This is a genomic window from Erwinia sp. INIA01, from assembly GCF_025947915.1.
Classification (GTDB): Bacteria; Pseudomonadota; Gammaproteobacteria; order Enterobacterales; family Enterobacteriaceae; genus Erwinia; species Erwinia coffeiphila.
Window position 1 is genome coordinate 87,584 of record NZ_JAPDNC010000010.1, and the last position, 12,881, is coordinate 100,464.

12 protein-coding genes are annotated in these 12,881 nt (G+C 56.8%); 11 read left to right on the forward strand and 1 reads right to left on the reverse strand.

The annotated features are described in order from the left end of the window. Positions 1 to 4 precede the first annotated feature (4 nt). The 6 genes from OMR58_RS17975 (at position 5) to OMR58_RS18000 (ending at position 6,423) form a co-directional block, all read left to right on the forward strand. Positions 5 to 1,117, forward strand: coding sequence for a TlpA family protein disulfide reductase (locus OMR58_RS17975; RefSeq protein WP_264546565.1), 1,113 nt, complete (start codon positions 5 to 7; stop codon positions 1,115 to 1,117). Positions 1,118 to 1,396: 279 nt separating this feature from the next. Beyond that, positions 1,397 to 1,753, forward strand: a complete 357-nt coding sequence (locus tag OMR58_RS17980) for a cupin domain-containing protein (protein WP_200546430.1) — start codon at positions 1,397 to 1,399, stop codon at positions 1,751 to 1,753. A gap of 278 nt (positions 1,754 to 2,031) precedes the next feature. Next, positions 2,032 to 3,024, forward strand: coding sequence for an alpha/beta fold hydrolase (locus tag OMR58_RS17985; RefSeq protein ID WP_200558842.1), 993 nt, complete (start codon positions 2,032 to 2,034; stop codon positions 3,022 to 3,024). A gap of 14 nt (positions 3,025 to 3,038) precedes the next feature. Next, the gene (locus tag OMR58_RS17990) at positions 3,039 to 3,779 is read left to right on the forward strand and encodes a response regulator (protein WP_200546501.1); all 741 of its coding nucleotides are present in this window, start codon (positions 3,039 to 3,041) and stop codon (positions 3,777 to 3,779) included. Further along, positions 3,776 to 5,086: an ATP-binding protein gene (locus OMR58_RS17995; RefSeq protein ID WP_264546566.1), complete on the forward strand. Its 1,311-nt coding sequence runs from the start codon at positions 3,776 to 3,778 to the stop codon at positions 5,084 to 5,086. The genes OMR58_RS17990 and OMR58_RS17995 overlap by 4 nt, the downstream gene beginning before the upstream one ends. Before the next feature lie 146 nt (positions 5,087 to 5,232). Next, positions 5,233 to 6,423: a cytochrome c biogenesis protein DipZ gene (locus tag OMR58_RS18000; protein ID WP_264546567.1), complete on the forward strand. Its 1,191-nt coding sequence runs from the start codon at positions 5,233 to 5,235 to the stop codon at positions 6,421 to 6,423. A 68-nt stretch (positions 6,424 to 6,491) separates the two neighbouring features. Here OMR58_RS18000 and OMR58_RS18005 read toward each other — a convergent pair whose 3' ends face one another. Continuing rightward, positions 6,492 to 7,910 (reverse strand): aldehyde dehydrogenase family protein, encoded by a 1,419-nt coding sequence (locus OMR58_RS18005; RefSeq protein WP_264546568.1) that lies wholly within the window; start codon positions 7,908 to 7,910, stop codon positions 6,492 to 6,494. 109 nt (positions 7,911 to 8,019) lie between these two features. On the opposite strand from OMR58_RS18005, the gene OMR58_RS18010 reads away from it, so the two are divergent. The 5 genes from OMR58_RS18010 (at position 8,020) to OMR58_RS18030 (ending at position 12,859) form a co-directional block, all read left to right on the forward strand. Then, positions 8,020 to 8,916: a LysR family transcriptional regulator gene (locus OMR58_RS18010; RefSeq protein ID WP_264546569.1), complete on the forward strand. Its 897-nt coding sequence runs from the start codon at positions 8,020 to 8,022 to the stop codon at positions 8,914 to 8,916. A 96-nt stretch (positions 8,917 to 9,012) separates the two neighbouring features. After that, positions 9,013 to 9,885: an MBL fold metallo-hydrolase gene (locus OMR58_RS18015; protein WP_264546570.1), complete on the forward strand. Its 873-nt coding sequence runs from the start codon at positions 9,013 to 9,015 to the stop codon at positions 9,883 to 9,885. An 88-nt stretch (positions 9,886 to 9,973) separates the two neighbouring features. Beyond that, positions 9,974 to 10,810 (forward strand): helix-turn-helix transcriptional regulator, encoded by an 837-nt coding sequence (locus OMR58_RS18020; RefSeq protein ID WP_200558836.1) that lies wholly within the window; start codon positions 9,974 to 9,976, stop codon positions 10,808 to 10,810. Between the two features lie 419 nt (positions 10,811 to 11,229). Further along, positions 11,230 to 11,826 (forward strand): cytochrome b, encoded by a 597-nt coding sequence (locus OMR58_RS18025; protein WP_264546571.1) that lies wholly within the window; start codon positions 11,230 to 11,232, stop codon positions 11,824 to 11,826. Positions 11,827 to 11,884: 58 nt separating this feature from the next. Then, positions 11,885 to 12,859 (forward strand): tyrosine-type recombinase/integrase, encoded by a 975-nt coding sequence (locus tag OMR58_RS18030; protein ID WP_264546572.1) that lies wholly within the window; start codon positions 11,885 to 11,887, stop codon positions 12,857 to 12,859. Positions 12,860 to 12,881 lie beyond the last annotated feature (22 nt).

Genomic DNA, 12,881 nt, shown 5'->3' on the forward strand with positions numbered 1-12,881 from the left:
CACTATGTCAGTTAACCCGTTATTTATCGGCGATGCCGCGCCTTCATTCCCACGCCTGGAATTTATCAAGGGGCAGGCGTTTACCGCGTTTGAACCCGGCCAGGTTTATGTACTGGAGTGCTGGGCTACCTGGTGCGGGCCTTGTGTCGCCACCTTCCCGCATCTCAGCCAGCTACAGCAGCAATATCCGCAGGTGACGATACTCGGTGCCGCGATCTGGGAAGACGATATTAACGAAGTGCGTCAATTCGCCAGCGAACGCGAGGCTGAAATGGGCTATACCCTGGCCTTTAACCCGGCGGCAACGGCAGAACAGCCGGGTGATATCCCCGGCAGCTGGCTGAAGCCAAGCTGGCAGGAGGGTATCCCTACGGCTTTCCTGATTGACCAGCAGGGCCGTATCGCCTGGTTTGGTCACCCGATGGAGCTGGATGCGCCGCTGGCCGAGGTTGTCGCCGGTACGTTTGATATTGAACGTGCGGCCAGCGAGTACCGGCAGTGGGTAAAAGACAGCATGGTGGCGGAAAGGAAAGTGCTGGAAAAGCAGCTGATGGCCTTCTCCGCCGATAAAGATCTGCCTGGCGCGATTGCCGCCTGCGAGGCCGCATTTGCTGAGAATCCAGGCCTGGAACAGGTGCTGGGGCTGGAGAAACTGGCCCTGATGCTGCGGCTGCCCGGCGGAGATGCGGCGCTGAGCTACGCCCGCCAACTGAAAGAAAAATTCGGCGACTCGACGGAAAGACTCCGCCAGGAACTCGGCTATATCATCGTTGACGGTATAGAGGTGAATCCGGAAATCGATCGTCAGGATGCCCTGCTCGCCTTTGCCGCCGATACGCTTCTGGAAGCTGAAAGCCAGGCGGTGGAAAGCGGTGAATGGATCACCCGGTGCCATATCGCCCGCAGCCTGACGCTGGTCAGATTCCGGCAGGAAGCCTGGCAGGATGCACACCAGTATGCGCTGAAGGCAATAGACGCGGCGCAGCACGCGGGTCTGCATGAGGATATTATTCAGGCGCTTAACGATCTGGCTGCGCAGTGCCAGAAGAATATCCCGGCGGACGATAAACCAGGTAAAAAGGTAGTCTGCGACGGCGATCGCTGCTGGCTGGAGTAAGCTACGCCAACGGGCGACGACCGGGCAATAAGCCTCTGTCGCCAGGTACTGATAAAGGTTGCCCCGCTCCTGACGGACAACGGGCGACCTTTTCCCGGCGCAGCAAAAATTTCCTGCCTTAACCCCGCCAATTTTCGCGTAAAAATGTTAAACCCCCGCCGATAAATCAGACCATCTGCTTAATCAATTCGCTAATCTTAATGCCATCACATCATTAACCTGATTTTTTTCATCACCTTACGATATTGCTCCGGCATCCACTGCAAGGAATACCCTGAAATGAAAGTACAGAAAATTGCACAGCCCGCCGCCATTGAATCCCTTGAAGCGTGTGGTAGCGTGGAAGGTTTACCGGGCAGCCCGCCGATTAAGGTCTTTGGGCTGGAGAAAAAAATCCCCGGCAAGGAGGATATCGATACCGGTATCTTTGAATGCTCGGCGGGCAGCTATCGTCGCGGCGTGAAGCAGGCGGAAGTCATGCATATTCTCAGCGGCAGCGGCACCTTCACCACCGACGGTGAAGAACCGGTCAGCTTTAAAGGCGGCGATACGCTGTTTTTCGAAGCCAATACGCAGGGAACCTGGGTGGTGGAAACGCAGATGCGTAAGGTTTATGTGATTTTTGACGCCAACTGATCGGCCCCAAAGTTATCCTCCATTTTTACCCCATCAACACGCGCAACGGTCAGCGACAGTGGCTGACCGCAAATTAACGTGTTGACCCCACCGAACATGACTATCACGCACCGCACGCAATCCTCGCTCCGGGCTGTCCTGCGGGATTTTTGTATCACACTGTATCTGCCTTATTAAGCGATACAGGTTGATGCACAACCCGCAAAGATAAAAACATTCCGCATACATCAGCGTGTTTTCATAGCCTCAACAAACAAAACAACTCCTGAGGTAAAAAAATGAAAACACGCATATCGCCATTACTGCTGGGCACCATGGCTATGATTGCAGCCTGCCAGGCATCAGCAACGCAGACGGTTCAGGACTACAGCACCGGATTTGAACAGATTAAGCAGATTAATGCGGGCGTGCTGAACGTCGGCTATGTGGATATCGGCCCACGCGATGGTCAGCCGGTTATTCTGCTGCACGGCTGGCCCTACGATATTCAAAGTTACTCCCGGGTGGCACCGCAACTGGCGGCTAAAGGTTATCGGGTGATTGTTCCATGGCTGCGCGGCTACGGCGCCACGCGCTTCCTGTCGGATAAAACCCCGCGCAACGGCGAACCGGCGGCAATGGCGAAGGACGTGGTCGATCTGATGAATGCCCTGAATATCAGGCAGGCGGTTTTCGCCGGTTATGACTGGGGGGCACGCACCGCCGATATTGTCGCGGCCCTGTGGCCGGAACGCGTTAAGTCTCTGGTATCGGTAAGTGGCTATCTGATTGGTAGCCAGGAGCTTGGCCGTAAACCGCTGCCGCCGCAGGCCGAACTGCAGTGGTGGTATCAGTTTTACTTCGCCACCGAACGCGGTGCTAAAGGCTATGCTGAAAACACCAAAGATTTTGCCCGGCTGATCTGGCAGCAGGCGTCGCCAGGCTGGAAATTCACCGATGCCACCTTCGAGAAAAGCGCCCGCGCGCTGGACAATCCCGACCACGTCGCGATCACTCTCAGTAACTACCGCTGGCGGTTAGGTCTGGAAAAGAGTGAAGAAAAGTACGCGGACTATGAACAAAAGCTGGCGGCGCTCCCCACTATCGGCGTACCGACCATCACCATTGAAGGCGATAACAACGGTGCACCGCATCCGGCCCCGGCGGCCTATCGGGCTAAGTTCAGCGGGAAATATGAACACCGCACGTTTAGCGGTAATATCGGACACAATCCTCCGCAGGAAGATCCTGAGCGATTCGTTCAGGCCGTCGTTGACGCAGCGGGCATGTAACTAAGGAGCCTCCCCTGGAACATATCGATCACATACTGGTGGTGGATGACGATCGCGACATTCGTGAGCTGATCGTCGACTACCTGATTAAATCAGGCTACGCCGCAACCGGGGCGGCGAACGGTCGCGAGATGCGGTCGGTACTGGGGAACAGGCATATCGACCTGGTCGTACTGGATATTATGATGCCGGGCGATGACGGTCTGACGCTGTGTCGTCAGCTGCGCAGCGACCCGCAGAAAAATATGCCCATACTGATGCTCACCGCGCGCGGAGAAGACGCTGACCGTATTCTTGGGCTGGAGATGGGCGCTGATGATTACCTGGTGAAACCGTTTGTTGCCCGGGAACTGCTGGCGAGGATCAAAGCGATCCTCCGCCGCACGCGCGCCCTGCCGCCGAATTTGCAGGTGACGGAAGCCGGACGGATCATTGCTTTTGGCGACTGGCAGTTGGATACCACCTCCCGACATTTGCTGGATACGCAGGGAACGGTGGTGGCGCTGAGCGGTGCGGAATATCGACTGCTGCGGGTTTTTCTCGATCATCCGCAGCGGGTGCTGTCCCGCGATCGGCTGCTGAATCTGACCCAGGGGCGCGATGCGGAGCTGTTTGAACGCTCCATCGACCTGTTGGTCAGTCGGCTCCGCCAGCGGCTGCGGGAAGATGCGCGGGAACCGTTGCTGATCAAGACGGTCCGCAGTGAAGGCTATGTACTGGCTGCCGCCGCCATTATCAAAGAGGCTCTCGAATGAGGCTGTGGCCACGAACACTGCTGGCCCGCCTGCTGCTGATCGTTACGCTTGGCCTGCTGCTGGCAAATGGCATGACGCTGGCCAGCCTGCTGATTGAACGCATGAGCAGCGCCAAAACGGTGATGCTGGGGAATCTGGAGTACGATGTTGCCACCAGCGTGGCGATCCTCGACAGGCTCCCTGCGGCCGAACGCCCGCAGTGGCTGAGCCGACTGGCGCGAGGAAACTACAGCTACGAGCTGTCGTCGGATGAGACAGGCCATCCTCCTACCAGCCTGCGTTCGCGCGATGCGGTTAACTCACTGAAGGCCGCGCTGGGTAGTACCTGGCCGATGACGATCGTCTCCCTTCCCGGCAGTCGCGAACATATTCAGGTTCACCTTCGCCTGCATGATGGCAGCCCGCTGACTATTAATCTCTGGCCTCACATGCCTGCCATTGCCACCTGGTTACCGCTAGTCCTGTTCGCCCAGCTGATGCTGCTGATCGGCTGCGGCTGGTTTGCGGTTCGCCAGGTCACACGGCCATTCACGCAGTTTATTCGCGCAGTTGATACCCTGAAACCAGCCTCACCGGCTATCCAGCCGATGCCGGAAGGCGGCCCGCTGGAGGTTCGCCAGGCCGCCCGCGCGTTTAATGATATGCAGAACCGTATACAGGAACATTTGAAAGAGAAATCGCAAATTCTTGCGGCCATTTCACACGATCTGCAAACGCCGATTACCCGGATGAAGCTGCGCGTGGAGATGTCGGAACAGCCGGATCTGCGCGATAAGCTACTCAGCGATCTGGATCAAATGAGTCGGCTGGTTCGTGAAGGGATTGCTTACGCCCGCAGCGCGGGTGGGCTGGAAGAGAAACCGCAAACCGTCAGCCTGAATGCCTTTATCGATACCCTTGCCTGCGATTATCAGGATATCGGGCTGCCGGTGAGTTTTACACCGTGTGGCGGCGACGATCGCTTTAGCGTTCGCCCGCAGGCGCTGCGGCGGGTCATCACTAATCTGACCGATAATGCACTTAAATTCGGTCATCGTGCCGACATTGTGCTTTTCCCGCCCGGCCCCGGCGGCGTTGAATTCTGCGTGCGCGACGGCGGCCCCGGTATTCCCGAACGGGAGCTGCAGGCGGTGCTGGAACCCTTCTATCGGCTGGAAAACTCCCGAAGTCGCCACACCGGCGGCACGGGGCTGGGGCTGGCGATTGCGTCACAGCTGGTCGGTCAGATGAACGGCACGCTGACGCTCAGCAACCTTCCTCAGGGAGGATTGCAGGCAGCCGTAATGCTGCGTGAGACGCGTTTGTAGCAAAGTGTATCGCTATCGCCCGCAGATAAATGAGCTGACAAAATCGGCCAGATCGAGAAACACCACCAATACATTCGAGCGGTTAAATAGGCCCACTGCCCGAGGAGGCAGACCCTGACCTCGTTTGCTATTGAAGGAGTTTCTCTATGACGCTGTTGATTGCTTTTATTGCCGGAATGCTGACATTACTCAGCCCCTGTACTCTGCCCGTGATCCCCTTTGTATTTGCCGGTGTGCGCGGTAGCAGAGGTAAAATTATCGCATTGCTCGGCGGAATGGTGTTGATGTTTACCGCCGTGGCACTGCTGGTGTCGGTGACCAGTCAGTGGGTTACCGGCGTTACCGCCGCCGGGCGCTGGATAGCACTCGGTTTTCTCACCCTCGTTGCATTAACGCTGCTCTCCTCCCGAGTGGCCCAGTGGCTCAGCCGTCCGCTGCTTGCCCTCGGCAACCGGATTAACGATGAAAGCTATCGTCAGCAGGGGCTGGCCGCAGCCCTGCTATCCGGGATGGCCATTGGCCTGCTGTGGTCACCCTGTGCCGGGCCGATACTGGGCGCAATCCTCAGCCTGTCGGTAAGCGGCACATCATCGGTATCCGTTGCACTGCTGCTGACCGCTTACGGCAGCGGATGTGCCGCGATGCTGGCTCTGCTCTGGTTTGCCGGTCGTGAACTGCTGGCGCGGATACGGCCGGGGATGATGATCACCACCCGTTTTCGCCAGCTGGCGGGCGGGCTGATGCTCGGGTCGGTGGCGCTGGTTGCCAGCGGTGCGCAGAGCCAGCTACAGAGTGGACCGGAATTTGCCCAGCGCCTGGAGCAGCGGTTGAGCGAGCACTTTTCCCGCCCGCAGCCGCAGATCAAACTGCAGCCGGTAGCCGTTCAGCAAACCAGCAGCGCACTGCCATCGCTGACCGGCGATACCGGCTGGCTGAACGGTGAACCCCTCACTCCTGATTCGCTCAAGGGTAAAGTGGTGCTGGTCGATTTCTGGACGTTTGACTGCATTAACTGTCAGCACACATTGCCGCACGTACGCGACTGGGCCAATAAATACCAGAGCCAGGGGCTGGTGGTGGTGGGCGTTCATACCCCTGAGTATCCCTGGGAGCGCGATGCGCAGGCGGTTTCCGCTGCTATCGCCCGCTGGAAACTGCCCTACGCCGTGGTCACCGATAACAACTATGCCATCTGGAACCGCTTCGGTAATCAGTACTGGCCCGCACACTACATTTTTGATGCCAGGGGCCAGTTGCGCTATACCGCCTTTGGCGAAGGTGATTACGAACAGCAGGAGCAGGTTATACAACAGCTGCTAAGCGAAGCACGTAGCTGAGTGAGGTCAGCGGCCAGAGGCATCGGCGAAATGATGTCTCTGGCACCGACATGGCCTTTCCGCGAACGCTAGCCCGTTACAATGGACTTGGCTTCCAGGAAGGATTCGAGTCCAAAAATACCAAATTCGCGCCCGATACCGGACTGCTTAACGCCCCCAAATGGGGCCAGAAGTTCAGGGGTAATGCGATTGATCAGCACGCTGCCCGCCTGAAGATGGCGGGAAATGTGTAACGCTCTTTCTGTGTTGGAGGTAAACACATACGCCTGAAGTCCGTAGAGCGAGTCGTTGGCAATACGGATGGCATCGTCCCGATCGCTATAGCTGATGATGGACAGTACCGGGCCAAAAATCTCTTCACGGGCGATATCCATCTGGTTTTGCACCTTTGCAAAGACCGTCGGCCTGACGAAGAAACCCTTTTCCAATCCGTCCGGTCGTCCCTCACCGCCCACGATAATCTCCGCGCCCTGTTCAATGCCCAGGCGGATGTAGCGCTGGATGCGATCGTACTGGCTCTGGTTAGCCAGAGGACCGATCTCCGTCGCCGGATCGTCCGGCAGCCCCGTTTTCAACGTGGAAACATGCAATCGGACCCGCGTGATGACGTCTTCTAAGAGCGACTCTGGCACCAGAAGCCGAGACCCTGCAACACAGGCCTGTCCGTTATTGAGAAATGCAGCGTTTATCGCCAGCGGAATCGCAACGTTAAGATCGGCATCATCCAGCAGAATCGAAGCGGATTTTCCCGTCAGTCCAAGCGTGACGCGTTTTAGTGTTTCAGTGGCCGTACGGGAAATGTTTTTACCGGTGGCCGTTGAACCGGTGAAAGAGATTCTGGCAATCAGCGGATGTCGGCAGATTTCATCGCCAACATCGTCGCCATTGCCCAGCAGAATGTTAAACACCCCATCGGGCAGACCGGCCTCGTGCAGCGCTTCCGCCAGCACCTGCGTCTGCATCGCCCCCAGTTCACTGGGTTTAATCACCGATGCACAGCCCGCAGCCAGTGAAAAGGCCAGCTTGCTGCATACCGAGCCCGTCACGCTGTTCCACGGTGCGATAAGTGCCGACACGCCAACAGGCTCCATGACCACCGTTGCCGCACCGATTTTCTTCGTAAAGGGGTAATTTTGTAATGTATCCGCAGCATCGGAAAAACACTGCGAAGCATACTGACTGACCCAGCGTGAACGAGAAAGCGGCCCGCCATATTCCTCAATAGTGGCCTGCTGAAGATCTGCCGTCCGGCGTAAAACGGCAGACTTGAGCGCCATCAGCATCTCAACACGATCTTTTCGGGAGGTTTCCCGTAGTCGGTTTTGCGCCTGTGATGCGGCAATAATCGCCCGCCGGGCATCATTGCGATCCGCCAGACGCACGCGGCCAATAACCTTTTCATTTGCCGGATTAATACTCTCAATTTCCTTGCTGCCGCTGACTGCAACAAATTTACCGCCTATATAGGCCTTGTCGATATACCACATGGCATGGCTCCTGTTCTGTCTTGATGGGGAAGAAGAATGGAGTGTATCGATGGCTTATTGTTTTGATAATATAGTTAATCAGGCATGAAGAATCCCGGAAATCGAAACAATGTCCAGAGATGTGACAGACTTGAATGTGGTACTGGCCGTGGCCAGGCGGCGGGGATTTCGCGCGGCGGCGCTGGAGCTGTCGATGTCAACCTCGGCGGTGAGTAATACTGTCGCCGGACTGGAATCCCGACTGGGCATCAGGTTGTTTCACCGCACTACCCGCAGCGTTTCACTGACGGATGCAGGCAAGCAGTTTGTCGAACGGATTGGCCCCGCCGTGGCCGAGATCCAGCAGGCGATGGAAGAAGCCAGCGGCCGAAGCCTGTCGCCGTCGGGTACGTTAAGGATTAACTGTGCGCTGGGTGCCGCACTGATGATTTTTACACCGATTCTGCATCGCTATTTGCAACGCTATCCGGAAATGACGTTGGATATCGTTACCGATGGACGGATGGTGGATGTTATCGGTGAAGGATTTGATGCCGGAATACGGGCAAGCCATAGCGTGCCGCAGGATATGATCCGGGTGCCGATTTCCAATGAAATCCCGCTGGCAGTGGTGGCTTCTGCGGCTTATTTCGAGCGCCATCCCCCGCCGCAAAGGCCGGAAGATCTGATGCATCATCAATGCATTCGCGGACGCCTGCCCGGAGGTCTGCCTTCTGGCTGGCAGTTCCATCGTCAAGGGGAACGCTTCACGCTGCATGTGCCTGGTCCGCTGATCCTTGATTCCCCGCAGCTGATGCTTTCCGCCGTACGACATGATTCAGGCATTGCGCAGATCCCGCGCTGGTATATCGAAAATGAGCTGCGCAACGGCGAGCTGGTTAGCGTGCTGTCTCCATGGCTACAGCCGATGCCCGGTCTGTCACTTTACTATGCAGGAAGACACCATATTCCAGTCGCGCTTCGAGCGTTGATTGACCTTATACAGGAAGTGAATGCGATGGATTGAGCGTTTGGCGAGCCAAAGTGAGCGAAACGATGAGATCGGTCTTGCTATGCTTAACGGCATGATTTGACTGAATGAAATCGGCTCACGGAGAAAATAATGACTCAGCTTACCTGGCAGGCACCGGCCATTAACCGCAAAAAAATCGGCGACATGCTGGTGACAATGCTCAGCGACGGATATCTGGACGTGTCGTTTGAACTCCTTTCCGGCATCGACGGTTCGCGGGCAGAAGCGCTGTTAGAGCGACGCGGTGCACCAGCCGTGCCGCGTATCAATATCAACGTTTATGTTATCCAGACGCCGGATCGCACCATTCTGATCGACAGCGGTGCCGGTGGCGTTAACGGCTGGGGCGGGCGGCTGCCGGTGGCGCTGGCCGCCGCAGGTATCGATCCGCTGCAGATTGATACCGTTTTGCTGACGCACGCCCATCCCGATCATATCGGTGGCCTGGCCGGTCCGCTACAAACGCCTCTTTTCCGCAATGTGCAGCAGCTGTTTGTGCATGAAAAAGAGCTGGCTTTCTGGCGGGATGAAAATCGCTACGTCAGCGTGCCGGACGCCCATCGCCCGTTTATCGATCTGGCAAGAAACGCCTTTAACGCCTATGACGATCGGCTGGTGCCGTTCCGTCAGGAAGCGATTCTGCCAGGTATTCAGGCCGTTCCGCTGTTTGGCCACACGCCGGGGCATAGCGGTTATTTACTGGGAGATGAACGCGAATCGCTGCTGATTTGGGGAGATATTGTACATTTCCCTCATATTCAGATTGCCCAGCCGGAGGTGACTATTGCCTTCGACAGCGATCCGGTTTCAGCATCGGCGGTGCGTCATCAGCTGCTTGACCGCGCGGTCAGTGATAATTTGTCGGTCAGCGGGATGCATTTTAATCTGCCCACAACCGGCAAAGTAAAACGTGATGGCGCAACGTTTGCACTGGACTACGACCTCTGGTCGCCAGCGATCTGAGGTTAAAACGCGATGAAAGCACAGGCCGCTTGAGAAAACAGACCCGGGCGGCATATAGTAAAATCTCCATTTCCCTTTTGACGGTCCTATGCAGGTTTCTGAAACCCATGATGTTGAGGTGCAGCATTTGCTTCACCAGCTGCTCCAGCTTGCGCGCTCTCAGTCGCCGTTGCCCTGCGTTTGCCTGCGCGCGGTGAAAACCCATCAGGTAAAACGCTTTGAGGCGGAAGTCGCGACCTTCTCTTTTCCACTTCAGGGCACTTTCAGCTATCGGGAAAACGGTGACTGGGTAACCGTACACCCCGGTGAGATGCTGGTGGTTCCGAATGCCAGAAGCCTGGACATCGAGTATGCCCCCTGCAAAATCAGCGGAGAATTTGTTGCGCTGAGCCTGTCGCTGGCGGAGGAACAGCTGGAGGCCGCGCGGCTGCTGCTTGCCGACCCCGCGCCACAGGAGATTGGCGATGTGGTTGCCGTGTCCGTCGGCGATCTGCTTGCACCGCTTAAGCGCTGGGTTAAGGCGATGACTGGCGGTATACGCCCTCTTTCTCTCCATGCCATGGTCGAAGTGGTGCTGATGCTTTATGCCATGGGCTGCCACGGATTGCTGCGCGCACGAGATCCTGGCCTGGCAATGAAGATTCGCCGAATGGTAGCAAAAGATCCTGCCCATTTATGGCATGCCGCTGAAATAGAACAGCAGCTGGGTTTTAGTGGAGCCACGCTGCGCCGCCGTCTGGCCGCTGAATCCACCAGCCTGCGGGCGATTATTATCGAGGCCCGCGTGGCAGAAGCGCTGCGTTTGTTGATGTCCTCCGATCTTCCGGTAAAAACGGTGGCGGGCCGCGTCGGCTACAGTTCCGTGACCAGCTTTAGCAGGCAGTTCAGCGATCGATACGGTATTGAACCCTCGGGATTCCGCTAATGCAGATTCGCATTCTGTTCACGGGATCGCGATGATAAAACCGCAGCCGCCCTTCACAATCTAACCTGATGATAAATATCAATAATTATAAAGAAGATCTATCGGATCGTTTTCTAACTTTATATAATAGGCATTATATAAAGTCAGGATCTGGGATCAAAATTCCGCTATCATACGATCCGCTGCGGGATCGGACTTTGCCGTCCGTCTGAGCACCTGATTTTGCCCGGGCTGCAACCGGGCAATTCTACAGTAAAAAATGGCGTCGCTACGTGAAAGATTGCGCATTATCCCTCTGCCGATTCGGCAGAATTCACGTAGCGCGATCGATGGTAATGACAGGCGATTTATTCAGCAAATATGACAGAATTCATCCAATACCTGCCCTCTTTTCTCCCCGCGACCCCGGAAGGTGCAGCATGAAAGACCCCAATCGTACCGGCCGCCAGTGGATGGACACGCCCGAACGTTACGGCCTGGTCACCCGCATCCTGCACTGGGCAATGGCTTACCTGCTTCTCTGGCAGTTGATCATGGCGTTGAGCTGGAAGGCGTTCAGCCCTTCAGAAACTGTCGAAAATATCGCCCGGTTCGGTCCCGATCATGGCACGGTTGGCCTGCTGACCATCGCGCTCGTCGTCGTGCGTGCCGCATGGGGAGTCATCAACCGTCGCCGCCGCCCGCCCCGTTCAGCGGGATGGATGGGCACCGCCGCTCACGCCGCTCATCTGATGCTGTATGCCCTGATGTTTATCATCCCGGCGATTGCTCTTCTGCGCGTGTACGGCAGCGGCGAGGGATGGAGCCCCTGGGGACTGCCCCTCATTCCGGAAACCGGCACGGAAATCGGCTGGATGATCGCACCGGCCAATGCGCTGCACGCCCTGCTGGCATGGGTGCTCTGCGGAATCATGGCCGTGCATATTCTGGCGGCGCTTTACCACCGGTTCGTTCTGCGTGACGGTACATTTGGCCGGATGGCCGGTCTTAAGTCGTCACGGGAAGGCAGAGAGTAAAATGACCAAACCCATTCAGAATCAGTCCTTTTTTCTTTCTTCAACAGCTGGCGATGCAATGCGAACAGCGCTTGAAGAATTCGTCGAGGACAAAGATGCCTTCTCGCCAAACACCTGGCGGCAGTTACTCAGCGTGATGCGCATTTGCTATCGCTGGGCGGAAGAACATGGCCGAACGTTTTTCCCGATCTCCCCTGCCGATCTGCGTGACTACCTGTCCTGGCTACAGAGCAGCGGTCGGTCTTCTTCAACTATTGCCAGCCACGCCGCGCTGATCGCTATGCTGCATCGTAATGCCGGTCTGGTGTCTCCCGGCACTTCGCCGCTGGTGTTTCGCACCCTCAAAAAGATTAACCGCAGTGCGGTCGTCAGCGGCGAACGCACCGGCCAGGCCGTGCCTTTTCGGCTGAGCGATCTTTCCCGGCTGGATGCACGCTGGGCAGGATCGGACCGACTGCAGCAGGTCCGGGACCTGGCTTTTTTGCATCTGGCCTACAACACCCTGCTGCGCGTCAGCGAACTTTCCCGGCTTCGGGTGGGCGATATCAGCCGGACGGAGGATGGACGAATTATTCTGGACGTGGCGTGGACCAAAACCATTGTTCAGACCGGCGGGCTGATTAAAGCGCTGAGCAGCCACTCCTCCCAGCGCCTGACGGAATGGCTGATGATTTCCGGGCTGGCAGCCGAACCGGATGCTTACCTGTTCTGCCCCGTTCACCGTTCTAATTCGGCCAGGATCAACAGTGCCAGGCCGTTAACGCTCCCGGCGCTGGAAAATATTTTTTTGCAGGCGTGGCGCGAGGTAGGCCCGGCTACGCCCGCAAAGAAAAATAAAGGTCGCTATCAGGGATGGAGCGGACACAGTGCTCGCGTCGGGGCCGCCCAGGATATGGCCCGGCAGGGCTATTCCGTTCCGCAAATTATGCAGGAAGGCACGTGGAAAAAACCGGAAACCCTGATGCGTTATATCCGTAATGTCGATGCACACAAAGGTGCGATGGTTGATTTTATGGAGAACGGGTTTAACTAAACCTGCGCCAATAATGGCAGAG